The organism is Rhodococcus sp. ACPA1, from assembly GCF_002300195.1.
Taxonomy (GTDB): Bacteria; Actinomycetota; Actinomycetes; order Mycobacteriales; family Mycobacteriaceae; genus Rhodococcus_F; species Rhodococcus_F opacus.
In genome coordinates, this window is sequence record NZ_NSDX01000004.1 from 1,084,776 (window position 1) to 1,107,597 (window position 22,822).

Below are 22,822 nucleotides of genomic sequence, written 5' to 3' on the forward strand. Positions count from 1 at the left end.
TAACGCAGGACTGAAGCCGGTCCACAACCACTGGAGATTTGTACGTGAGTTCCCCCCGCAGCAACGCCCCGGGTGATCGACCGAACGGACCGAGACGACCGAGTGGCCCCCCGCCACAGGGACGCCCCGGAGGTCCACCACCTCGCGGCGGACAGCCTGCGGGTGGACAGCCTGGTGGGCCGCCGCCGCGTCGGATGCCGCCTCCGCCCCCGCAGGGTGGTGGCCGTCCCCCCGGCCCGCCGCCTCGTCGTCCCGGTCCGCCGCCGCAGGGTGGTGGCCGTCCGCCGGGTCCCCCGCCGCGTCGTCCGGGCCCGCCGCCCGGACGTCCGGCAGGCGCTCCCCCGGTGGCGCGTAACCAGTCGGGCCCCGGCGGGCGCCCGCCGGGACCTCCGCCGTCGAACGGTCGCAAGACCGGCGGCGGCCGCGGTGGTGAACCGCCGAAGGGTGGAAAGAAGACGGCTGTGAAGAAGTCGCGGTGGAAGATCGTTCGCCGGACGGCGTACGCGTGCGTCGCGATGGGTCTGATCATCCCGATCCTGCTGTTCATGGCGGCGTACGTCGTCCAGGACGTCCCGCGACCCGGCGACCTCAAGACCAACCAGGTGGCCACGATCTACGCGTCCGACGGAACGTCGGTGCTCAGCAAGGTCGTGCCGCCGGAGGGCAACCGCACCGAGGTGACGCTGGACCAGATCCCGAAGCACACCCGTGACGCGGTGCTCGCTGCCGAGGACCGGGACTTCTATTCGAACCCCGGCTTCTCGATCGGTGGTTTCGCGCGTGCCGCCCGCGACAACGTCCTGGGCAAGGACAGTGCCGGCGGTGGCTCGACCATCACGCAGCAGTACGTGAAGAAGACGATGGTCGGTTCCGAGCGTTCGCTGACGCGAAAGATGAAGGAACTCGTCATCTCGTCGAAGATGGCCCGCGAGTGGTCCAAGGACGACATCCTCGCCGCGTACCTGAACACCATCTACTTCGGGCGTGGTGCGTACGGCATCGCGGCCGCGTCGAAGGCGTATTTCAACAAGCCCGTCGACCAGTTGACGGTCGAGGAGAGCGCGGTGCTGGCGTCGTCGATCCAGCTGCCGTCGCTGCTCGATCCGGAGACCAACCCGGAGGGTGCGCAGGCGCGCTGGAATTACGTGCTCGATGGCATGGTGTCGGCGGGAACGCTCGAGCAGTCCGCCCGGTCCGTGATGCAGTACCCGCCGTACGTGCCGATCGCGCAGGTCGACAACGGCAACCAGGACTCCGGACCGGAGGGCCTGATCAAGAACCAGGTTCTGCGTGAGCTGGGTGAGGCGGGGATCAGCGAACAGCTGCTCAACACCGAGGGCCTCGAGATCACCACGACGATCGACCCGGTCGCCCAGGCGGCGGCGGTGGATTCGGCGCGCTCCAACATGGAGGGTGAACCGGAGAACCTGCGTACCGGTGTCGTGTCGGTCGACCCGAAGACCGGCGCGGTGCGCGCGTACTACGGCGGCGAGGACGGCGGTGGTTACGACTTCGCGAACGCCGGACTGCAGACCGGTTCGTCGTTCAAGGTGTTCGGTCTCGCCGCGGCCCTGGATCAGGGCATCCCGCTGTCGCAGATGTACGACAGCTCGGAGCTGACGGTCAACGGCATCACCATCAGCAACGTCGAGGGCGAGGGATGTGGCACCTGCACCATCGCCGAGGCGCTGAAGCGGTCGCTGAACACCAGCTTCTACCGTCAGGAACTCGAACTCGACGGTGGACCCCAGGCGATCGCCGACATGGCCCACAAGGCGGGCATCCCGAAGGAGATCCCCGGCGTCGGGCCTTCGCTGACCGAGCCGGACGGCAATGGTCCCAACAACGGCATCGTGCTCGGCCAGTACCAGTCGCGGGTTCTCGACATGGCGTCGTCGTACGCCACGCTGGCCGCCTCGGGTACGTACCACGCCCCGCACTTCGTGCAGAAGGTCGTGAGCGCGGACGGAACGGTGCTGCTCGACCGCGGCGGCGACACCGGTGAGGACCGCATCGACAAGGACGTCGCCGACAACGTGACGTCGGCGATGGAACCCATCGCCGGGTACTCGCGCAACCACAACCTGGCAGGCGGACGCCCGTCGGCAGCCAAGACGGGTACCGCGCAGCTCGGTGACACCGGACAGAACAAGGACGCCTGGATGGTCGGGTACACCCCGTCGCTGTCCACGGCGGTCTGGGTGGGCACCACCGACGGTCAGGCGCTGGAGAACAGCAGCGGCGCCATGATCTACGGTTCCGGTCTGCCTTCCGACATCTGGAAGGACACGATGGACGGCGCCCTCGAGGGCACCGACGTCGAGAAGTTCCCGAAGCCGGGTGCGATCGGTGGCCAGTCGGGTATCCCGGCCTATTCGGCGCCGGCACCGACCAAGACGTCGGCGCCGCCGACGAGCACGTTCCAGCTGCCGACGGAGCTCGTGCCGCCGGTGGTCGTGACACCGTCGCCGGTGGAGATCCTGCCCGGGATCACCATTCCGATTCCGGGTCTGGCACCGAGGCCGACCACCGCGGCCCCGGCCGTTCCGGCGGAACCGGAGACGACGACGCCGCCGAACGCCGGTAACGGCAACGGCCAGCAGCAGGTTCCGGCCCGTTAACGGCGACCGGTAACCTCGCGGAGTGGCCGACAACCCTGACGCGCACGCCGTCCGCGACGCGGGCGAGACGGGATTCGTCTCGCCCGCGCCGCTGGCCAAGGATCGGCGTTCCGCGGATTGGCGGGACCTTCCCGGGCGCACCGACCCGCTGACCGCCGACCTCTCCGGGGTGATCGGCGGTCCGGTCGGACGGCATGCGGTCGTCGGGCGCAGCCGGTTCTTCACGCCGATGCGCGCCATTCTGTTGCTGGCGATCGTGTTTCTCGCGCTCGGCTGGTTCGCGAAGGCGCCGTGCATCCAGCAGGCGCCGGTCGGCGAGAACGGCGCGCTCGGGCTCGACTGGAGTGGCAGCCGGCAGTACGTCGCCATGTGCTATTCGGACACGGTGCCCCTGTACGGGGCGGAACGGTTGAACGAGGGCGCCTTCCCCTACAAGAAGTGGTGGGAGGAAGACGCCGGCAACGGCCAGACCCAGCGCCGCTACATGGAGTACCCGGTGATCTCCGGGCTCTACCAGTACGGCGCGATGACGATCGCGAAGTCGTGGGATGCGGTGCACTGGCTGCCCGGCGCGCTGCAGGTCGCGATCTACTTCAACGTCGTCGCGCTCGGTCTGGCGCTGGCGTGGCTGGTCACCATCTGGGCGAGTGCGCTGCTGGCCGGACGCCGCATCTGGGACGCCGCACTGATCGCCGGGTCTCCGCTGGTGATCGTGCACGCGTTCACGAATTTCGATCCCCTCGCAACGGCTTTCGCTGCGGGTGGGCTGCTTGCGTGGTCGCGGAAACGGCCGGTGCTCGCCGGGATCCTGCTCGGGCTCGGTGGTGCCGCCAAGCTGTATCCCCTGCTGCTCCTCGGACCTCTGCTGGTGCTGTGTCTGCGCACGGGCAAGGTCCGCGAGTGGTCGGTGACGGCACTGACCGGTGTCGGCGCGTGGCTGGCGGTCAATCTGCCGATCGCCCTGCTGTTCCCACGCGGCTGGGCCGAATTCTTCCGGCTCAACTCCGAACGCGGCGCCGACCCGGACTCCGTCTACAACGTCATCTCGTCGTTCACCGGCTGGACCGGATTCGACGGCATCCTGTCGGCCGGTCAGGCGCCCACCGTGCTCAACGCCGTGTCGTTCCTACTGTTCGCCCTCGTGTGCGTCGGGATCGGGTACATCGCGCTGACGGCGCCGAGACGGCCGCGGCTGACCCAACTGTGTTTCCTGCTGGTCGCGGGTTTCCTCCTCACCAACAAGGTGTGGAGCCCGCAGTATTCGCTGTGGCTGGTTCCGCTGGCCGTGCTCGCGTTCCCGCACCGGCGGATCCTGCTGGCCTGGATGACGATCGACGCGCTGGTGTGGGTGCCGCGGATGCTCTACTACCTCGGCGTGTCCAACAAGGGACTCCCCGAGCAGTGGTTCACCGCCGCGGTGGTGGTCCGCGACGTCGCGGTCGTGGTCATCTGCGCGCTCATCATCCGCCAGATCTACCGGCCCGACGAGGACCTCGTGCGGTACGGCTTCATCGACGATCCGGCGGGCGGCGTGCTCGACCAGGCGCCCGATGCGCAGCCGCGGTGGCTGCCCGCCTGGCTACGGCCGCGGAAGCCGGTAGAAGCGGCTCCCGCTCACAGCGTTTCGCCGGCAACCGGTTAGGGCTTCGACAGCACCAGCGCCGCCCCGACCGCGAACACCGCGATCGACAGGCCGAGGGCGATCGCGCGGATCGACCACTGGCGGGCGTCGGCGGCGGCGCGCACCGAAAGGTCGTACTCGCCCCGCTCCCACAGTCGGTGGACGGTGAGCGAGCGCAGCAGTGCGACGATGCCGAACGGCACGAACGCGACGATCGCAAGAATGGCGAGCGGCAGACTGCTGGCGGGCGGCGGTGCCAGCGGCCCGCTGTGGTCCGCCGAGGTGTCCTGCTGCTGCGACGTCATGCGTTGCCTCCCCGTGGTGGAGCCCACGACCGTGGGCGACGAGGTGGAGTATAGACCGTCGAGATTCCCGACTGTGCAGTGCCTTTCGCGCTGTCGGCGGTTACGCTCCGGCTATCGGCCGGTCTCCACGACGGGTGGATGCGCCCGGGCCGCGACCCACGCGGCCACCTGCGTGCGGGAGCTGACGGCCAGCTTGTCGAAGATGTGCTCGACGTGTCCGTCGACGGTGCGCCGCGAGATCACCAACGACTCGGCTATCTGCCGATTGCTGAGGCCCTGGGCGAGCAGGCCGGCGATCTCCTGTTCCCGTTTGGTGAGCGGCGACGCCTCGGCGCGGGGTGGCGCCCGGTGCTCGGTGGGTGTTCCCAGTGCGAGGTCGACGGCCTCCTCGATGGTGAGCCGGACCGCAGGTGTTGCGAGCTGGGCGAACTCGTCGGGCCCGACGATGCGGGCGGCGTCGCGCTCCGACGACAGCGAGTCGTCGGTGATGTGCGGGCCGAACGCCGCGACGGACGTGCCGAGCCGATGCCACACACCTTTCGCGGCGCCGCACAGTCTTGCCGCCGCGTTCGCGTCGCCGCTCGACGTGGCCACCCACGACAGCACCTCGATCGACAGGGCCGTGCAGATCTTGTCCTTGAAGTCGCGTTGGATCCGCAGTGCTTGCTGGGCGGCATCGACGGCGTCGTCGCCCCGGCCCAGGTGAAAGTACGCGACGCTCGAAACCCACAGGGCGTAGGCCTTGTTCCACTTCTCACCGTGCGCGTCCGCCACCGCGATCACGTCGCGGCACGTCTCGAGGGCGTCGTCGAGCCGGCCGTCGTAGGTCTGCGCCATGCCCATCTCGAACGACGCGGTCAGCACCGAGGCGGTGTCGCCGACGGCGCGGTGGACGGCGATGGCGTCACGGAACAGCCGGATGGCGTCGTCGGGGTGGCCGGAGAAGACGGCGTGGATCCCCGCCCAGTGGTCGGCGTGCGCGCGCAGTCGTTCGTCACCGAGCGCGGTCGCGATCGCCGTGCATTCGTCGAGGTGTTCGCGCGCGGCGTCGCGGTCGCCCTGGATGAGCGCGGTCCACGCGGTCACCCACAGGACGTCGCCCCGCTCCCGCGTGGGTTCGGTGAGCCGTAGCAGTATCCGCTCGAGCCGAATCCGCCCGTCGGACAGGTTGCCGCCTGCGATCCAGTGGTACCGCAGGGCGACGGCCAGTTCCGCGGCCGCCGCCCGCTGTGTGTCGTCGTGCAGGGCCCAGTCCAGGGCAGCCACGAGGTTGGGGTGGTCGATCCGCAGTCCCGCGAGGATCTCGGATTGTCCTGGCCCGCACCAGTCGAGCGACGATCGACGGGCGCGTTCCGAATAGTGCTCGAGATGTCGCCGGTACAGCTCGTCGTGCTCCCCGCTCAGCTCGAGGAGCTCGTGCCCGTACTCCCGCACCGTCATCAGCTGCGAGTAGCGGAGACTCTCGGTCGAACGATCCACGGTGACAAGACATTTTCCGACCAGCCGATCGAGGACGTCGATGACCGGCGTGTCCGTCAGCGCACCGAACCCGCTGATCGCTTCCGCGGCTTCGAGGTCGAAGCTTCCGGGGAACACGGCGAGCCGGGACCACAGCAGCCGCTCGGTGTCCGAGCACAGTTCGTAACTCCAGTCGATGAGGGCGCGCAGCGTCTGCTGGCGGGGCATCGCCGCCCGGTCGCCACCGGTGAGGAGCGCGAAACGCTGGTCGAGGCGTTCGACGAGCTGCGACGCCGACAGCGACCGCAGCCGGGCGGCGGCCAGTTCGATGGCGAGCGGGATCCCGTCGAGCTGATTGCACAACTGCGCGATGGCAGGGGCGTTCGCGTCGGTGAGGCGGAAGTCGGCGACGACGCCCTGCGCGCGCTCCACCAGCAACGACACCGATTCGAACGGGGCGATGTCCGCGGCACGGCAGTCCTCGATGTCACCCGGAGTGCTCAGCGGCGGAAGGACGTACGTGAATTCGCCGGCGATCCCGAGCGGTTCGCGACTCGTGGTGAGGATCCGGACCTCCGGCGCAGCGGCGAGGACGGTACCGACGAATTCGCTTGCCGCGGACAGTAGGTGCTCGCAGTTGTCGAGGACGATCAGCAGGTGCCGGGACTGCAGCTGGTCGATCACCTTGTCCATCACCGCACGGCTCGACTGGTCGGTGACGCCGAGGGCGGCCGCGGCCGCGGAGGGCAGCGCGTCGGGATCGCGGACGGGCGCGAGGTCGATCCACCGGACGGAGTCGCGGAAGGCGCGCGCGGAACGGACCGCGAGTTCCTCGGCCAGCCGCGTCTTGCCCACGCCGCCGGCACCGAGCAGCGACACGAGCCGGGACTGTTGCAGTCGTGCGCGGGCTTCCTCGATCTCGCGGCGCCGGCCGACGAAGCTGGTCATCGACCTCGTGAGTTCTCTCGAGCGAGTCAGTGGATCTCCCCCGTTTCCGGTTGGCCAGGTGTGGCACGAACCTACCCCCACCCGATGTGACGGACAACACAGGTAACCGAGGGGGTGTTTTACCCGGTGTGGGGGTGATGTGACGTGGGCCATTGTCGTTGGCATACCCCGGTTGCCCGCTCGACTCCAGCCGGAACCCATCGTCCCGAGGAGCTCAACACCATGTCAAAGACCATTTCTTCCGCCGACGTCGATGTCGTCGTCGTGGGTGCCGGGTTCGCCGGCCTCTACGCGCTGCGCAAGTTGCGCGACACGATGAACCTGTCGACGCGGGTGTTCGAGGCCGGCTCGGACGTGGGCGGCACCTGGTTCTGGAACCGCTATCCGGGAGCCCGCTGCGACATCGAGAGCGTCCACTATTCGTACTCGTTCGACGAGGATCTGCAGCAGGAATGGCAGTGGAGTGAGAGGTTCGCCGGACAGCCGGAGATCCTCCGCTACCTCGAACACGTCGCCGACCGCTTCGACCTGCGTAAGGACATCACGTTCGACACCCGCGTGGTCGGCGTGCATTGGGACGACGAGAACTCGGTGTGGACGGTCCGCACCGACGACGGCGCCGTCGTGCGCAGCCGGTATTTCATCTCGGGGGCGGGCAATCTGTCCGTGCCGAAGACGCCGGAGTTCGGCGGCATCGACAACTTCCGCGGGGAGGTGCTGCTCACCGGCAACTGGCCGCGTGAGGGCGCCGACTTCACCGGCAAGCGGGTGGCCGTGATCGGGACCGGAGCCAGCGGCATCCAGGCCATCCCGTTCATCGCCGAGGACGCCGCCGAACTGGTGGTCTTCCAGCGCACCCCCAACTTCGCGACCCCCCTCGGCAACGGTCCGATCGACCCGAACGAGGTGGCGGACATCAAGAGCAACTACGCGGACGTGCGGACCGCGGCCCGCAACCACTTCCTCGGCGTGCCGTTCACTCAGGTGCAGCCGTCCGCGCTCGCCGTCGACGCCGAGGAGCGCCGCCGCACGTTCGACGAGCGCTGGAACGCCGGCGGGTTCCGGTTGTTCATCGACTCCTACCAGGACATCCTGTTCGACAAGAAGGCCAACGACACGATCGCCGACTACATCCGGGATCGGATCCACGAGCGTGTGCAGGATCCGGAGAAGGCCGCGACGCTGGCGCCGACGGGCTACGCGTACGGCACCAAGCGTCCCCCGCTCGAGACCAACTACTACGAGGCCTTCAACCGCGACTCGGTGAGCGTCGTCGACGTGAAGACCACGCCGATCGACGAGATCACCCAGAGCGGAGTTCGGGTCGGCGACCGCGTCTACGAGGTCGACACCATCGTCCTCGCAACCGGATTCGACGCGATGACCGGTCCGCTGATGGCCATGGACATCCGCGGTCGGAGCGGTCTGCCGCTGGCTCAGAAGTGGGAACACGGTCCCAAGACCTACCTCGGCATCATGGTCAACGAGTTCCCGAACCTGTTCCTCATCACCGGACCGCAGTCGCCGTCGGTGCTCTACAACATGCCCCTCGCCATCGAGGACCACGTCGATTTCGCGACCGACGCGATCGACTACCTGGACCGCCGCGAACTCGACGTCATCGAGCCCACCGCGCAGGCCGAAAGCGATTGGGGTGCCTTGACCAACGACATCGCCAACCAGACCCTGCTCCCGGAGACGAACTCGTGGTACATGGGCGCGAACATTCCCGGCAAGCCTCGCGCCTGCATGGTCTACCTCGGCGGAGCCCCCACCTATCGGGCGACGTGCGACGAGGTGGTGGCCGGCGGCTACTCCGGTTTCGCGCTCACCCGGGCGGGGGCCCGCGTGGCCTCCACCGTGTCCTGACCCCGAACCCCCGACCAAGGAGACCGACATGGCACTCGACGCACACGCAGCAGAACTGATCGCCGGATTACAAGCGCAGGGGCTGAAGGCTTTCGAGCACAGCACTGTGGAGGAGGTGCGGGCCGTCGTGGCGACGTTCGCCGGACTGCAGGCGCCGCCCGAACCCGTCGCCCGGGTGGAGGACGCGCACTACGAGAGCGGCGGAGCGCAGATCGCGCTGCGGGTCTACGTGCCGGAGGGCGAGGCGCCGCACCCGGTGGTCCTGTACTTCCACGGCGGTGGATTCGTCGCCGGCAACCTCGACGTCATCGACGAACCGGCGCGCGCGGTCGCGAACGGCGCCGGCGCGATCGTCGTCGCCGCGACGTACCGCCGCGCACCGGAACATCGGTTCCCGGCCGCCGCCGACGACGCGTCCGCTGCCCTGCAGTGGGTGGCCGACCACGTCGGAAACTACGACGGTGATCCCGGCAACGTCGTCGTCATGGGTGACAGTGCCGGCGGCAACCTGGCCGCCGTCACCGCGCTGCGGGCCCGGGACGAGGACGGACCGCGGCTGCGGGGGCAGGTGCTGATCTACCCGGTGATCGACCCGAACGCCGACCTCCCGTCCCGGCAGCAGTTCGCCGAGGGCTACGTGATCGGCGCCGGGGACCTCGACTGGTTCTGGAGCAACTACCTCTCCTCGCCCGAGGACGCGGAACACCCGTATGCGGTACCGAGTCGCGCCGGCGGCCTCGAGGGGCTGCCGCCGGCCCTCGTGCTCACCACCGAGAACGAGGTGGCCCGCGACGAGGCGGAGGCGTACGCCGAATCGTTGCGGCAGGCCGGGGTCGACACCGAGGCGATCCGCTTCGACGGTCTGATTCACGGCGCGTTCTGGATGTCGGGGGCGGTTCCGCGTAGCGCCGAGATGCGCTCGGCGGTCGTCGAGTTCGTGAAGAGGGTGACGGCCACCGCTCCTGTCGGGTGACGTGATCCGACCGTGTCAGCCCTCGACTCGTGCCTCGAGTCGGGGGCAGATGCGCGGCCACTCCTCGTCGATCATCGAGAACAGTGCGGTGTTGCGCCAGGTCCCGTCGCGGCGACGCCGATGCTTGCGCAGGATTCCCTCGAACTCGGCCCCCAGTTTCGCGATGGCGCCGCGGGAGTGGGCGTTGCGTTCGTCGGTGTGCCATTCGACGCGGACCGCGCCGAGGTCTTCGAACGCCCGCCGCAGCAACAGCAGTTTCGCCTCCGGATTGATGAATGTGCCCTGCGCGGAACGGGACAGCCAGGTGTGCCCGATCGCGAGACTGCGGTTCTTCGGGTCGATCAGATACAGCGACGTCGAGCCGACGATCCTCTCGGTGGTGATGTCGATCTGCGCGTATGCGAGGCGGGTCGGATCCTCGTCGGCGGTGCGGACGAACGCCACCGCGTCGTCGCGCTCGGCGATCGCTGCGGACGTCCAGTGGAAGATGCGGGGATCGTCGACGGCGTCCATCAGGCCGTCGACGTGATCCTCGCCCAGTGGTTCGAGTCGTACGTGCCGTCCGGTCAGCGTGGGGTGCGCGAACCAGGATTCGCTCATCGCACCGGCTCGGGAGATTTCAGCACCGGCCGCCTGCCGGATTCGGGACCGGTGCGCCCGCGGACGGGCGGATGCCGTTGGGCGGCGCGCAGGAACACGAAGAACAGCACCACCAGCAGTCCCGCGCGGCCCCAGACCCCGAACTTCACCAGAACCTCGAACGTCGACGCGTCGGTCTGGGCGGCGAGGGCGCCGAAGTATTTGAAGACGCCGATCCCCATCGACAGGTCGGCCACCAGATACGCCGCGACGAGCCCCCACGGGACGCGCAGCAGGACGAAGAACGGGATGAGCCACAACGTGTACTGCGGCGAATGCACCTTGTGCAGCAGCAGGAATCCGCAGAGCATGGCGGCGCTGACCGCGATCCACGGGTAAACGCCATCGCGTTGGAACCGCAGCCAGCCGAGCCTCAGGGCGATCGCGAACGCGGCGCAGACGAGGAGCGGCGACAGCAGGCTCACCGTCTGGTCGTACGCGGGGAGCGGGACGTCGTCGGCGACCGGCCCGAACAGCGGCCGCAGGCCCCAGTACCAGATGGAGTTGGTCGTGAGGTCGGCCTGACGGTTCTCCTGGAACGTGAACGACGCCCGCCATCCGCTGTAGGAGATGAGGGCGAACGGCAGGTTCACCGCCACGACGGTGGTGATCGCGGCCACCGCGACCATCACGGCGCCGCGCACGTCGTAGCGCCGCCCGGCGGTGCCGTTCCGGGTGAGGACGTAGGCGATCAGCGGCAGCACGAACGCACCCGGATACACCTTCAGGCAGAAGCCGACGGCGAGGAGCACCGCCGCGAGGACGGCCCGGGCGCGGAGGGGGATGCGTTCGAGCGTCATGACGAAGATCGCGGCCACCGACGTCGCGACCACCGGCAGTTCCCAGTTGTGGAACGCGTACAGCACCAGCGGCGGGGTGGCCGACCACAACAGCGCCCACCAGCCGGCCAGCCGTCCCAGCATCCACGCCGTGAGCAGGCCGAACGGGGCGAGGATCAGCGCCGAGTGCAGCAGGAAGTCGGCGTCGGTGTGTGAACCGATGCCGCCGAGCCACATCAGTACACCGCTCAGCACCGGGTACTCCACGGTGCCGCCGGTGAGGATGCCGTCGGCGTTGATTCCCCCGGTGACGTACGGGAAGACATGCAGGTTGACGTCGCGTCCGAGCCACAGGAACTGGATGTCGGAGTAGCAGACCTGCGTGTCCTTGATGCGGTCGAAGATCAGGCTTCGCCCGACGCCGTCGAACGGCGCCCCGGCGCATCGCGCCTTCTGCAGGTAGCCGGCGAGCATGGAGAGACCCGCCAACCCGACGACGAGCGCCGTGATCGGCGACCGCTGCCGAGCTCCGATATGCATGAATCCACATTAGGGTGCGCGGGGCTCCGCGTGCGAAGCGGAAACGCCGCGGGTGCGGAGGTCAGTCGCTCGCCCGGCGCAGGGCATCGGGTTTGTGGACGGCGTCCCGCCCGCTCTTGTCGCTGACGACGCGGTACTGCGGGTCGTCCTCGGACGCCCGCACCGTGCGGCCCGCCGCCTCGGTGTCCTCGGTGATCTTCTCCTCGACCGTCCCCGACGTCGTGGTGCCGTGGGTCTTCCACTCCACCTCGTCGCCCTGTCGGAATTTCTTCTCCTCTGCCATCGTGTCGGCGTACCCGGCGGTTCCCGGTGTCACACCGGCCGGCCTGATTTCGCTGGTCAGGGGCTCGTCGTGTAACCTGCAAAGGTTGCTGACGCAACGACCCTCCTGCCACGGACAGTCCGTGGCCGTTTTCACTAGTCCATAGGAGGTGATGAGGTCTTATGCGTCATTACGAATTGATGGTCATCCTTGACCCCAGCCTGGACGAGCGCACTGTTGCTCCTTCGCTGGATACGTTCCTCAATGTTGTTCGCCAGGACGGCGGCAAGATCGACAAGGTCGATGTCTGGGGTAAGCGTCGTCTCGCCTACGAGATCCTGAAGCACAGCGAAGGCATCTACGCGGTGATCGACATCAGCGCTACTCCCGCCACCGTCGCAGAGCTCGACCGTCAGCTCGGTCTGAACGAGTCGGTGCTGCGTACGAAGGTTCTGCGCCACAACAAGTGATTTCTGTCGGTCACCAGCCCTAGGCTCGTGCCCAACCGAACTCCACATTCTGCAGGAGGAACCATATGGCAGGCGACACCGTCATCACCGTCATCGGAAACTTGACGGCTGATCCGGAGCTTCGATTCACCCCCGCGGGTGCCGCGGTCGCGAACTTCACTGTCGCGTCCACGCCCCGCACCTTCGACCGTCAGACCAATGAATGGAAAGACGGCGAAGCACTGTTTCTGCGTTGCAACATCTGGCGCGAGGCAGCCGAGAACGTCGCGGAGAGCTTGACCCGTGGCTCGCGAGTGATCGTGAGCGGCCGGCTCAAGCAGCGTTCGTACGAAACTCGTGAAGGTGAAAAGCGCACTGTCGTCGAGCTCGAGGTCGACGAGATCGGCCCCTCGCTGAGGTACGCCACGGCCAAGGTCAACAAGGCCAACCGTGGTGGCGGCAGCGGCGGTGGCTTCGGTTCCTCCGGCGGATCGGGCGGCGGACGTCCGCAATCCAACACCGGCGGAGATGATCCGTGGGGCAGCGCGCCGCAGGCGTCCGGCTCCTTCGGAGGCTCTGGTGGCGGGAGCGACGAACCCCCGTTCTGATCCGTACCTGATCGGAACATCCAGAAAAGAGCAAACTAATGCCGAAGCCGCCCTTGCGCGACAAGGTAATGAAGAAGAAGATCTGCATCTTCTGCAAAGAGAAGAACACGCAGATCAACTACAAGGACACGACGCTTCTGCGTAAGTACGTCAGCGACCGCGGCAAGATCCGCGCGCGCCGTGTCACCGGCAACTGCGTCCAGCACCAGCGCGACGTTGCCATTGCCGTCAAGAACTCACGTGAGGTGGCGTTGCTGCCTTACGCCACCGTGGCTCGCTAAGGAAAGGGAGGAAAGACATGAAGCTCATCCTCACCGCTGACGTGGACAACCTCGGTGCGCCTGGCGACACCGTCGAGGTCAAGGACGGCTACGGCCGCAACTACCTGCTGCCCCGCGGCCTGGCCATCGTCGCCACCCGTGGCGCCGAGAAGCAGGTCGAGGGCATCCGTCGTGCGCAGGAAGCCCGCGCCGTGCGCGGACTCGACCACGCCAAGGAGCTGAAGGACGCCATCGAGGGCCTCGAGAACGTCTCGCTGTCGGTCAAGACCGCCGGTGACTCGGGCAAGCTCTTCGGTTCGGTTACCGCCGCCGATGTCGCCGGTGCCATCAAGGCCGCCGGTGGACCCGTCGTCGACAAGCGCAGCCTGGAGCTGCCGAAGGCTCACATCAAGGCGACCGGCAAGCACGCCATCGTCGTGAACCTGCACCCCGACGTGGTTGCGAAGTTCCACCTGAACGTCGTCGGCGCCTAGTCGACTCGTTTACTCACAGGCCCCCCGGACGCCTCGGCGTGTGGGGGGTCTGTGCGTGTCGATTCCGGCTCACAGCCGCCCTCTCGAGCCTGTTTTCACGGGTGTGAAGCACGCGGAGGAGCGGCTTCCAGCTGTGTCTGGAAGTTAGCCGCCCCGCCGACGATCTGTGAGGTGGATCATATTGCCACGCAGGGGCGACCAACTCAACACGCCCGAGTCGTCAACGTGAAAGACACGCCGAACGGGTTTTCATCCACAGTGGTGAGAAACCAAAAAACGGCTCTGATCTGGGTTTTTGGGATTGTGATATGCACTTATCCTCAGGTTATCCCCATGGGGTTAACAAACGTACCCAGCGGTTTACACAATTTGTCCCCAGCTGTGTACACAGGCTGGTTTGAACAGCGGGTAGCTAATCCCTAACGTCGTCCCGGCGTGTCTCGCGATCACGACGCCGGCTGCCGCGAAGAGCCTGCGAAGGTTGTCGGTAGGGGCGAGTACAAAGAGTTCGGGGCACCAACACCGGGAAGCATTTTCCGGGGTGGCGCAACAGTGATGGGGAAGGTCGGTCGAGTGGCTGTAGTAGACGATCGGGGCCGTTCCGAATACCCGGGTCCGCCTGACGCGGAGCCCGGCGAAGAGTTCGGCCGGCAGCCACCTCAGGACATGGCGGCGGAGCAGTCGGTGCTCGGCGGCATGCTCCTCAGCAAGGACGCCATCGCGGACGTGCTCGAGGTGCTCCGTCCCGGCGACTTCTACCGTCCCGCGCATCAGTCGGTGTACGACGTGATCCTGGACCTCTACAGCCGCGGTGAGCCCGCCGACCCGGTCACGGTGTCCGCCGAGCTGGATCGTCGTGGCGAGCTCCGTCGCATCGGTGGAGCGCCCTATCTGGTGACGCTCACCCAGACGGTGCCCACCGCCGCCAACGCCGGCTACTACGCCGAGATCGTGGCGGAGAAGGCCATCCTGCGCCGCCTCGTCGACGCAGGCACCCGCATCGTCCAGTACGGCTACACCGGCGCCGACGGTCAGGACGTCGCCGAGGTCGTCGACCGCGCGCAAGCCGAGATCTTCGAGGTCACCGAACGCCGCACCACCGAGGACTTCGTCCCCCTCGAGGAGCTCCTGCAGCCCACGATGGACGAGATCGACTCCATCGCCAGCCGCGGCGGCATCTCCCTCGGTGTGCCCACCGGCTTCGTCGAACTCGACGAGATCACCAACGGCCTCCACCCCGGCCAGATGATCATCGTCGCGGCCCGACCCGGTGTCGGTAAGGCGCTCGCCCTCGACACTCCCCTGGCCACACCCACCGGCTGGACCACCATGGGCGACGTCCAGGTCGGCGACCACCTCATCGACGCCGACGGCAAGCCCACCCGCGTCGTCGCCGCCACCGACATCATGGTCGGCAGGCCCTGCTACGAGGTGGAGTTCTCCGACGGCACCGTCCTCGTCGCCGACGAGCAGCATCAGTGGTTGACGGCCGTTGACGGCGAGGCCGCCGTCCGCACCACGGCTCGGATCGCCGGTTCGATCGACCGCGGCCACCAGGTCGCGCACACCCGTGCGCTGCAGTTGCCGACGTCGACTGTGCGCGTCGACCCGTACGCTCTGGGTGCCTCGCTCACCATCGAGGGCCTCTCCGATCCGGAGATGCCCGTCGGTACCGAAGAACTCATCCTTCCGGCCGACGCCAAGCGAATCCCGGCGGAACTGTTGCGCGGCTCCGAGCCGGAGCGTCGCGAGTTGCTGGCCGGCCTGCTCGATGTGGCGGGATCGGTTGCCGATGACGGCTCCGTGCGGTTCGAGACCGTCAACCCCCCGCTGTCGGAGGATGTCGCCGAACTCGTCGTCGGGTTGGGATACGACTGCAGTTGTGTCGACGGTGGCGTCACCTTCTGCGCCGATGACGACGTGTTCCAGCTTCATCGGAAGGCGATCCGGCACAAGGAGCTTCGCGGCGCGGTCAGTGGTTCGCGACGCATCGTCGCGGTGCGCCCGATCGAGAGTGTCCCCGTGCGGTGCGTCGAGGTCGACAACGCCGACCACTTGTACCTCGCGGGTCGTTCTATGGTGCCGACCCACAACTCCACCCTCGGCATGGACTTCCTGCGTTCCTGCTCCGTGAAGCACGGCATGGCCAGCGTCATGTTCTCGCTCGAGATGAGCAAGACCGAGATCGTCATGCGTCTGCTGTCGGCGGAGGCGAAGATCAAGCTCGGCGACATGCGCTCCGGCAAAATGACCGACGACGACTGGACGAAGCTCGCTCGACGTATGAGTGAGATCAGTGAAGCGCCGCTGTTCATCGACGACTCCCCCAACCTCACGATGATGGAGATCCGCGCAAAAGCCCGGCGGCTCAAGCAGAAACACGACATCAAGCTCATCGTGATCGACTACCTGCAGCTGATGAGCTCGGGTAAGAAGGTCGAGTCACGTCAGCAGGAAGTCTCCGAGTTCTCCCGTAGCCTCAAGCTTTTGGCGAAGGAACTCGAGGTTCCCGTGGTCGCGATCTGTCAGCTGAACCGTGGTCCCGAACAGCGACAGGACAAGCGCCCCCAGGTCGCCGACCTTCGTGAGTCGGGATCGCTCGAGCAGGACGCCGACATGGTAATTCTGCTCTACCGCCCCGACGCCACCGAACGCGACGACCCCCGCGGCGGCGAGGCCGACCTCATCCTCGGCAAGCACCGTAACGGCCCGACAGCGACAATCACCGTGGCGCACCAGCTTCACCTGTCCAAGTTCGTCGACATGGCGCGGGGCTAGTGCCAAAGCCGTGTAGTTAAGTCGTGGGTTGTGTTGTCAAGGGTCGATGTCGGTGAGGATGTTGATGGCGATGGTGGCCTTGAGACTTGGCCCTCGGGTGCGGCCGCGGGCAGTGCTGGCGACGAACTTGGAGATCGCTCGTTTGACCACGCGGGGGTTGGTTCGTGATCGTCGGGCGGGCATCAGGTGGTCGAGGACGCGTTCGCCGATGATGCCGACGAGGTCGACGACGGTGGTTTCGATGACACCCGCGGCGTGAATGAGTTGGTCGCGGGCCGCGTTGAGGGCGATGGTGAAGCTGGCACGGTCGGGATCGACGTCGGGGCACCCGAGGGTGGCGTCGGTGATCGCGACGCGCAACGCCTGGTAGGTGACGAGCAGCGCGTAGATCTCCTGCTCGACCCCGCGTGGGGTGCGGGCGCGCAGCACCCGGCCACCGAGGATCGTCGATTTCAGCTCCAGGAACGCGGTCTCGATCTCCCACCGATCGTGGTAGAGGCGGACGATTTCGGTTGCGGGACAGTCGGGATCGAGGAGGGTGGTCACCAGCTTGTAGGTCTCGCTGCGAGCTCCCGCGCTGGTTGTGATGGTGATCTCGCAGCACAGGACACGGACCTCGACCGGGCCCATCCGGGACAGGTAGGAGCCGTCGGGCAGGCGGGCGCAGACCGGGAGGTTGCGGCTGTTCTTGACCCGGACCAGCAGGTGCGCACCGGTGTCGCGGACCGCGGCGAGCAACGCCTGCGAGGCGAAGTTGCGGTCGGCCAGCACGATCATCCCGCGGCGCATCCCCCGGAGTAGGTCGAGGGTGTAGGTGGTCTCCCCGACGCTGCTGGCACCGAACGTCGCGTCGATCACGGTGCGGGTGCCGCACGCCACCAGAGCGAGAAGGCGCACCATCGGATACCCGGTGCCGCCGTGAAACCCGCCGCCCCGGTGGTAGACCTGCAAATTCGCCACGGTGTCCGGGCAGCACATCATGGTGCCGTCGATGGCCGTAACCAGTAGCCCCCGCCAGTACACGCCCTTCGTGGCCAGGCCGGCGGCCGGGCCGCGGAGCAGGTCGAACAGGGCACGCAACGGTGCCGGGCCGATCCGGCGTCGGGCCTGGGCCAGCGCTCCGGCGGACGGGGTGGCCACCGCGAGCCCGTCGAGTCCGGCGATCATCCGCTGCCACACCTGCCCGAACCCCACCTCGGCGAACAGCCCGGCGGCCAGCAGCAGGTAGACCACCACCCGCGAGGGCAAATCACGCACCCGGGCCTGGACCTTGCCGGTCTCGGCCAATGCGGCGTCGACCATGTCGAAGCCCACGATTCGGGTCAGCTCCCCGAGATGACCCGGGGCGAACCGGCCTCCCGCGACGGTGACGACACGGGTGATGACAGAATCAGTAGTCAGCGGAGCTCCTGGGTCGAGGATGTCTTGGAGGACGCCCTCTTCTACCGGAGCTCCGCTACCCATTCGCGCACGACACGCCCAAGACCCGCATTCTTGACCGCCAGCCGTCCCCGTTAACTACACGGCTTTGGGGCTAGTGCCGGCGGCCGCCCCTCCCTCCTCCTACACTCTGCCTGTTGCCTGACGGCTACCGCTCGGGCAATTCGTCGGTCGTCAGACCCTGCGAGATGGCCGGATTCTCGTCCCACCGGACGTTTCGGCGACCGGCTTGTCGGCCCGACGACACGCTTCCATATGATGAGTGCGTCGGGCGCGCCGGTGTCCGCGAGTCGCGAAACCGGGTCCGGTGATCCAGGTCACGGCTGGTGGAGCGGTGTGCGCTCGCCGGCATCCCACCTAAGGACACGCCACATGAGCCGGGAAGGCAGACAAGCGTAATGAGCACAGTGGAACTGGCCCAGTGGAACTCCGAGGAAGCTCTCGCGGAGGCGATGATCCCGATCATCGGCGGCCTGCACCGCAGAAGCTCGGTGACCATTCTGCTTCACAGTCGCTCCCTGGTGAACAAGTCGGTCATCAGTATCCTGCGGACCCATCGTTTCGCCCGGCAGATCAGCGGCGATGAACTGTCGGTCGAGGAGACGTTCCCCTTCCTCGAAGCGCTGACTCACCTCAATCTTCGGCCCTCGAAGATCGACCTCGGACTGCTGGTGATGGCCTATCGCGCCAACGGTGACGGAGCATCGGTCCCAGAGTTCGTTGCACGGAGCCTCGCCGACCTGGTCGGCGGCGCCCAGACGAGTCCCGCGCAGCCGCAGGATGTGATCCTGTACGGATTCGGGCGTATCGGTCGCCTCGTCGCTCGACTGCTTATCGAGAAGGCCGGCTCGGGCAATGGGCTGAACCTGCGTGCCGTGGTGGTCCGAAAGGGTGGCAGCGACGATCTGACCAAGCGCGCATCGTTGCTGCGCCGTGACTCCGTCCACGGGCAGTTCAACGGCACGATCAAGGTCGACACCGACAACAACACGCTGATCGCCAACGGCAACGTCATCAAGTTCATTTACAGCAACGACCCGGAGAGCCTCGACTACACCGAGCATGGCATCGACAACGCCATCCTGATCGACAACACCGGAATCTGGCGCGACCGCGAAGGACTGTCGAAGCACCTCCGCCCCGGAGTCGCGAAGGTGGTGCTCACCGCGCCCGGCAAGGGAGACGTCCCGAACATCGTGCACGGCGTCAATCACCGCGACCTCGACCCGAACGAGCAGATCGTGTCGTGCGCGTCCTGCACCACCAATGCCATCGTCCCGCCGCTGAAGACCATGGACGACGAATTCGGTGTGTCTCGAGGCCACGTCGAGACCGTGCACTCGTTCACCAACGACCAGAACCTCTTGGACAACTATCACAAGGCCGACCGTCGTGGTCGTTCGGCGCCGTTCAACCTCGTGCTCACCGAGACCGGCGCCGCGTCGGCGGTCGCCAAGGCGCTCCCCGAGCTGAATGCCAAGATCACTGGCAACTCGATCCGCGTTCCCACTCCGGACGTATCCGTCGCCATCCTCCACCTTCAGCTGGGTCGTGAGACCACCAGGGAGGAGGTGCTCGAGCATCTCAGCGAGGAGTCGCTCACCGGAGCTCTGAGCCGGAACCTCGACTACACCGCTGCAACCGATGCCGTGTCCAGTGACTTCATCGGTTCGCGCGCCGCGTGCATCGTCGACGCGAACGCGACGATCGTCGACGGCGACACCGCCATCCTCTACGTCTGGTATGACAACGAGTTCGGATACTCGTGCCAGGTGGTGCGCACTGTCCAGTACCTGTCCGGTGTGGAGTACCCCATCTACCCCGCGGTCGACGCCGCTGATGCGATGTCCGTGGGCTGACCGGCGGCACCGTAGGTTCGCGACGCCTGGGCCGAGCAGTGGCTGCTCTCCCGGGCGTCGTCGCGTATTCGGTGGGCCTCGCCGCTGAAAGCTCATCGTTCGTATGGTTCCCGACGTTGAAATTTTCCGGCACCGAGGGCCCGTCGATGGATCGTAGCGCGGGGGGAATCAACCCCTCCGGATCGTTCGCGTCCGGAATTTACGAGCTGACGTTCGTCGATCTGCCGGGCGAGAGTCGCGCAAGATCGACCGGCTCCGCCCTCTCATCTTGCTGTGTGCCGTTCAGGTCACGGCGCGATAGAAGCTGCGCGAGACGTAGCTGGGTGCGTCTTCGGCCAGAAGCGCACTCAGTTCGGATTTAAGTGTGCGGGCGTGGTGAGCCTCTGGGAAGTCTGCGGTCGCGAGTGCCAGCAGATCGACGACGTGTAGCGCTTCCTGAACCCGTCCGGCGTCACGCAGTCGGTGTACCTGGTCGAGCACGGCCTGCTTGTCGGTGATCGCTGCCGCGCGTGCGTTGGCGGCGACGTCGGGCCGGGCGGGGTGTAGGTGGGTCGGGTTGCCGTCCCACCACCCGGTTTCCGAGCGGACGATGTCCCGCACGATGAAGTCCCGATGCCCGTAGGTGACGACGCTCGGCGAAAGTGCTCAGACTTGCTCGGTGAATGTGCCCACCTGTGAGCGGTGATTACTGTAGCGGTTGGCGGGGTGTGGTGGTGGCTTTGCGGAGGTTTTCGGAGCGGGCGTGATGATCCCGAAGGCGGTAGGAGTCCCCGTCCAGGTTGAGCACCACGGACCGGTGCAGGAGCCGGTCGAGCATGGCCGCGGCGACGGTGGTGTCACCGAGGACCTGACCCCACTCGCCGACACTGCGGTTTGTCGTCATGATGATCGAGGTCTTCAAATACCGTTGCGTGACAACCTGAAACAGCGCCGACGCCGCCTCGCCGGGCAACGGGAGATAGCCCAGTTCATCGACGACCAGCAGGGTGGGGCCGGCGAAGAACCGCATCGTCGTCGCCCACCGGCCCTCGATCGCGGCCCGGTGGCAGCGGGCGGCGAGGTCCGCGGCGGTGGTGAAGTAGGTGCGGTAGCCGGCGTGCACCGCGGCCCGCGCCAGCCCGACCGCGAGGTGTGTCTTGCCGACCCCCGGCGGGCCGATGAGCAGGAGGTTCGTCGCGGTTTCGAGGTAGCGGCAGGTCCCGAGCTCGGCGATCAGCTTCCGGTCGAGGCCCGCGGCGGCGTCGAAGTCGAAGTCCTCGAGCGACGCTGGTGTCGGCAGGCACGCAAACCGCAATCGTCCGGCGAGTCGGCGGGCCTCGGTAGCGTCGACCTCGATCGAGAGCAACTCCTCCAGGGTGGCGGTCATCGACAGGTTGGTTTGTTGCGCGCGGTCGAGGACCGCGGGCAGGGCTTCGGCGGCGTCGTGGAGTTTGAGTACCGCCAGATGGCCGCGCAGGCGTTGGTAGAGGCTGGCCGCCTCGGCGGTGTTCGGCGCCGGCACCGCATCGGGGATCGGGGTGGTGGTCATGCGAGGGTGTTCCTTCCGCGGGCGGCCCGCTCGTAGGTGGACAGGTCGATGACCGTCGAGGCCGTTGCAGCCGAGGGTTCGACCGCACTCGATGTTGTGGTGGTGGTGCGGCGCAACACGTCCGCGGCCTCGATCGCGGCGGGTCCGGGTGGGATCCGTTCTTTCCGGCGGTGCGGGCGCCCGGCGGACCCGGCGGCGGCCATGGCCACTTGCTCGAGCGCGTAGACATGGCCGTGGTCGCGGACGATCACCCCGGCGCCGTCCGGGGCGAGGCGGTGGCGGGCGATGGTGATCTGCGCGGTGGTGACGATGTCGATCACCTCCGATCCGAGGACTTGGGTGACGGTGACCTGCGCCGACGCCAGCTCCGGGGGCACCGAGTACCGGTTGCCGCGGTAGGACACCAGCGCCTGCCGCGATGCGGTCCGGGGTTCGGTGAGGATCGCCGGATACGGCGTGGCCGGCAGCACGGTCAACGGTTCGGCGGCCGCCACCGTCGCCACCGATGCCTTGCCATTGGCGGTGGCCCGCATCCGGGTGTCGCCCCGCAGCCGGCAGAATTCGTCCACGCGTTGTTGGGCCTGTTCGACGGTGACGTCGTCCGGAAGGGTGCGCCACCATCGTTGCGCGGCAGTATGATTGGCCTTCTCGACCACACCTTTGCGGTTCCCGGATTTGGGTGGGCAGATCGCCACCGAGACGCCGTAGTGCTTCGCGACGCCGGCGAAGCTCGCGGTCACCCGGCCCGACTCGGGATGGCAGACGGTGGCCATCCGATCGAACCGCCACACCCTCGTCACGCCGTCGAGCTTGCGGCTGACCCGGTCGAGGCCGTCGACGAGGTGCGGTTGGGTCATCGCCGGTGCCAGGATCCCGCGCCAGCGCCCCGAATGCGCCAGGGAGCCGACCAGCAGGTGCGCCATCCCGCCCCAGCCCCAGGAGGCGGGTGGATTCGGCAGATCGACCCAGTCCCACTGAGTTTCCTCGCCGGGCGGATGGTCGATCATCGCGTTCGCCCGGTCGGTGGCGTTCGCGCAGGCCTCGCACACCGGGCGGAGTTTGCGGTCGCGGATCTGTCGGGTCAGCGTCGGATACGACAACCGGTAGCCGAGATCCTCGAGCTCGTCGCACAGGGTGCGGGCCCACAGGTGCGGGTCCTCCCGCAGCCGGCAGGTGACGTACTCGACGAACGGTTCGAAGGGGTCCTCACGTGCGGGTTTGCGGATACCGGGGGTGGTGACACCGTTGATGTAGTTGCGGATGGTGCGGCGGTTGCGGCCGGTGTGGCGGGCGATCGCCGAGATCGTCCAACCCTGTTTGTGCAGTGCGTGTACTTCCACGTCTTCCTCCCATGTCAGCATGAGATTGCGGGTCTCCTTCGAATCGCTGGT

19 protein-coding genes and 1 pseudogene are annotated in these 22,822 nt (G+C 67.3%); 11 read left to right on the forward strand and 9 right to left on the reverse strand.

Features of this window, described 5'->3' with window-relative positions:
• Positions 1–102 precede the first annotated feature (102 nt).
• From CJ177_RS48375 to CJ177_RS22985, 3 genes are read left to right on the forward strand one after another with little or no spacing between them, the layout of a single operon-like run.
• Positions 103–465: a hypothetical protein gene (locus CJ177_RS48375; protein WP_257014639.1), complete on the forward strand. Its 363-nt coding sequence runs from the start codon at positions 103–105 to the stop codon at positions 463–465.
• Positions 462–2,621 (forward strand): transglycosylase domain-containing protein, encoded by a 2,160-nt coding sequence (locus CJ177_RS22980; protein ID WP_373560056.1) that lies wholly within the window; start codon positions 462–464, stop codon positions 2,619–2,621. The genes CJ177_RS48375 and CJ177_RS22980 overlap by 4 nt, the downstream gene beginning before the upstream one ends.
• A gap of 22 nt (positions 2,622–2,643) precedes the next feature.
• Entirely contained in the window at positions 2,644–4,263 is a 1,620-nt protein-coding gene (locus CJ177_RS22985) for a glycosyltransferase family 87 protein (protein WP_095868662.1), read from the forward strand.
• Here CJ177_RS22985 and CJ177_RS22990 read toward each other — a convergent pair.
• Entirely contained in the window at positions 4,260–4,547 is a 288-nt protein-coding gene (locus CJ177_RS22990) for a CD225/dispanin family protein (RefSeq protein ID WP_095868663.1), read from the reverse strand. The two genes, CJ177_RS22985 and CJ177_RS22990, sit on opposite strands and share 4 nt — an antisense overlap.
• Before the next feature lie 111 nt (positions 4,548–4,658).
• Positions 4,659–6,953, reverse strand: a complete 2,295-nt coding sequence (locus CJ177_RS22995) for a LuxR C-terminal-related transcriptional regulator (RefSeq protein ID WP_095868664.1) — start codon at positions 6,951–6,953, stop codon at positions 4,659–4,661.
• 222 nt (positions 6,954–7,175) lie between these two features.
• On the opposite strand from CJ177_RS22995, the gene CJ177_RS23000 reads away from it, so the two are divergent.
• Together CJ177_RS23000 and CJ177_RS23005 are read left to right on the forward strand one after the other, a co-directional pair.
• On the forward strand, positions 7,176–8,822 hold the full coding sequence (locus tag CJ177_RS23000) for an NAD(P)/FAD-dependent oxidoreductase (RefSeq protein ID WP_095868665.1): 1,647 nt from the start codon (positions 7,176–7,178) through the stop codon (positions 8,820–8,822).
• Between the two features lie 28 nt (positions 8,823–8,850).
• Positions 8,851–9,795 carry an alpha/beta hydrolase gene (locus CJ177_RS23005; RefSeq protein ID WP_095868666.1) on the forward strand — a complete coding sequence of 315 codons (945 nt, stop codon included), beginning with the start codon at positions 8,851–8,853 and terminating at the stop codon, positions 9,793–9,795.
• A gap of 15 nt (positions 9,796–9,810) precedes the next feature.
• Here CJ177_RS23005 and CJ177_RS23010 read toward each other — a convergent pair whose 3' ends face one another.
• The 3 genes from CJ177_RS23010 to CJ177_RS23020 form a co-directional block, all read right to left on the reverse strand.
• On the reverse strand, positions 9,811–10,395 hold the full coding sequence (locus CJ177_RS23010) for a GNAT family N-acetyltransferase (protein WP_061041203.1): 585 nt from the start codon (positions 10,393–10,395) through the stop codon (positions 9,811–9,813).
• Positions 10,392–11,753, reverse strand: a complete 1,362-nt coding sequence (locus CJ177_RS23015) for a glycosyltransferase 87 family protein (RefSeq protein WP_005249674.1) — start codon at positions 11,751–11,753, stop codon at positions 10,392–10,394. The genes CJ177_RS23010 and CJ177_RS23015 overlap by 4 nt, the downstream gene beginning before the upstream one ends.
• Before the next feature lie 61 nt (positions 11,754–11,814).
• Entirely contained in the window at positions 11,815–12,036 is a 222-nt protein-coding gene (locus CJ177_RS23020; RefSeq protein ID WP_160118546.1) for a DUF2945 domain-containing protein, read from the reverse strand.
• Between the two features lie 161 nt (positions 12,037–12,197).
• Here CJ177_RS23020 and rpsF point away from each other — a divergent pair, with 161 nt between their 5' ends.
• The 5 genes from rpsF (at position 12,198) to dnaB (ending at position 16,604) form a co-directional block, all read left to right on the forward strand.
• Positions 12,198–12,485, forward strand: coding sequence for a 30S ribosomal protein S6 (gene rpsF / locus CJ177_RS23025; protein ID WP_005249677.1), 288 nt, complete (start codon positions 12,198–12,200; stop codon positions 12,483–12,485).
• Between the two features lie 65 nt (positions 12,486–12,550).
• Entirely contained in the window at positions 12,551–13,072 is a 522-nt protein-coding gene (locus CJ177_RS23030) for a single-stranded DNA-binding protein (RefSeq protein WP_005249678.1), read from the forward strand.
• Positions 13,073–13,110: 38 nt separating this feature from the next.
• Positions 13,111–13,353 (forward strand): 30S ribosomal protein S18, encoded by a 243-nt coding sequence (gene rpsR / locus CJ177_RS23035; protein ID WP_005249686.1) that lies wholly within the window; start codon positions 13,111–13,113, stop codon positions 13,351–13,353.
• Positions 13,354–13,370: 17 nt separating this feature from the next.
• Positions 13,371–13,826: a 50S ribosomal protein L9 gene (gene rplI, locus CJ177_RS23040; RefSeq protein WP_005249695.1), complete on the forward strand. Its 456-nt coding sequence runs from the start codon at positions 13,371–13,373 to the stop codon at positions 13,824–13,826.
• A 573-nt stretch (positions 13,827–14,399) separates the two neighbouring features.
• Positions 14,400–16,604: a replicative DNA helicase gene (dnaB, locus tag CJ177_RS23045; RefSeq protein ID WP_025433572.1), complete on the forward strand. Its 2,205-nt coding sequence runs from the start codon at positions 14,400–14,402 to the stop codon at positions 16,602–16,604.
• 36 nt (positions 16,605–16,640) lie between these two features.
• On the opposite strand, the gene CJ177_RS23050 is transcribed toward dnaB, so the two are convergent.
• Positions 16,641–18,068 (reverse strand): IS4 family transposase, encoded by a 1,428-nt coding sequence (locus tag CJ177_RS23050; protein WP_218835123.1) that lies wholly within the window; start codon positions 18,066–18,068, stop codon positions 16,641–16,643.
• Between the two features lie 374 nt (positions 18,069–18,442).
• Between CJ177_RS23050 and CJ177_RS23055 the strand changes: the two genes are divergently transcribed.
• Positions 18,443–19,903 carry a glyceraldehyde-3-phosphate dehydrogenase gene (locus CJ177_RS23055; protein ID WP_005249698.1) on the forward strand — a complete coding sequence of 487 codons (1,461 nt, stop codon included), beginning with the start codon at positions 18,443–18,445 and terminating at the stop codon, positions 19,901–19,903.
• Between the two features lie 282 nt (positions 19,904–20,185).
• Here the strand turns inward: CJ177_RS23055 and CJ177_RS23060 are convergent.
• From CJ177_RS23060 to CJ177_RS23070, 3 genes and pseudogenes are all read right to left on the reverse strand, one after another.
• A pseudogene (locus CJ177_RS23060) lies at positions 20,186–20,515 on the reverse strand (alkyl sulfatase dimerization domain-containing protein); the annotation flags it as partial.
• Between the two features lie 73 nt (positions 20,516–20,588).
• Positions 20,589–21,431, reverse strand: a complete 843-nt coding sequence (istB, locus tag CJ177_RS23065; protein WP_005245523.1) for an IS21-like element helper ATPase IstB — start codon at positions 21,429–21,431, stop codon at positions 20,589–20,591.
• Positions 21,428–22,792, reverse strand: coding sequence for a DDE-type integrase/transposase/recombinase (locus CJ177_RS23070; RefSeq protein ID WP_005245521.1), 1,365 nt, complete (start codon positions 22,790–22,792; stop codon positions 21,428–21,430). Before CJ177_RS23070 ends, istB begins: the two co-directional genes overlap by 4 nt.
• Positions 22,793–22,822: the final 30 nt, after the last annotated feature.

Excerpts from the sequence above, each read along its gene's own strand:
- rpsF (WP_005249677.1), top strand. The coding sequence starts at position 12,198 with ATGCGTCATTACGAATTGATGGTCATCCTTGACCCCAGCCTGGACGAG.
- CJ177_RS23010 (WP_061041203.1), bottom strand. The coding sequence starts at position 10,395 with ATGAGCGAATCCTGGTTCGCGCACCCCACGCTGACCGGACGGCACGTA.
- CJ177_RS22995 (WP_095868664.1), bottom strand. The coding sequence starts at position 6,953 with ATGACCAGCTTCGTCGGCCGGCGCCGCGAGATCGAGGAAGCCCGCGCA.
- rpsR (WP_005249686.1), top strand. The coding sequence starts at position 13,111 with ATGCCGAAGCCGCCCTTGCGCGACAAGGTAATGAAGAAGAAGATCTGC.
- CJ177_RS23005 (WP_095868666.1), top strand. The coding sequence starts at position 8,851 with ATGGCACTCGACGCACACGCAGCAGAACTGATCGCCGGATTACAAGCG.
- CJ177_RS22990 (WP_095868663.1), bottom strand. The coding sequence starts at position 4,547 with ATGACGTCGCAGCAGCAGGACACCTCGGCGGACCACAGCGGGCCGCTG.
- CJ177_RS23050 (WP_218835123.1), bottom strand. The coding sequence starts at position 18,068 with ATGGGTAGCGGAGCTCCGGTAGAAGAGGGCGTCCTCCAAGACATCCTC.
- CJ177_RS23020 (WP_160118546.1), bottom strand. The coding sequence starts at position 12,036 with ATGGCAGAGGAGAAGAAATTCCGACAGGGCGACGAGGTGGAGTGGAAG.
- CJ177_RS23055 (WP_005249698.1), top strand. The coding sequence starts at position 18,443 with ATGAGCACAGTGGAACTGGCCCAGTGGAACTCCGAGGAAGCTCTCGCG.
- CJ177_RS23000 (WP_095868665.1), top strand. The coding sequence starts at position 7,176 with ATGTCAAAGACCATTTCTTCCGCCGACGTCGATGTCGTCGTCGTGGGT.
- CJ177_RS23070 (WP_005245521.1), bottom strand. The coding sequence starts at position 22,792 with ATGCTGACATGGGAGGAAGACGTGGAAGTACACGCACTGCACAAACAG.
- rplI (WP_005249695.1), top strand. The coding sequence starts at position 13,371 with ATGAAGCTCATCCTCACCGCTGACGTGGACAACCTCGGTGCGCCTGGC.
- istB (WP_005245523.1), bottom strand. The coding sequence starts at position 21,431 with ATGACCACCACCCCGATCCCCGATGCGGTGCCGGCGCCGAACACCGCC.
- CJ177_RS23030 (WP_005249678.1), top strand. The coding sequence starts at position 12,551 with ATGGCAGGCGACACCGTCATCACCGTCATCGGAAACTTGACGGCTGAT.
- CJ177_RS23015 (WP_005249674.1), bottom strand. The coding sequence starts at position 11,753 with ATGCATATCGGAGCTCGGCAGCGGTCGCCGATCACGGCGCTCGTCGTC.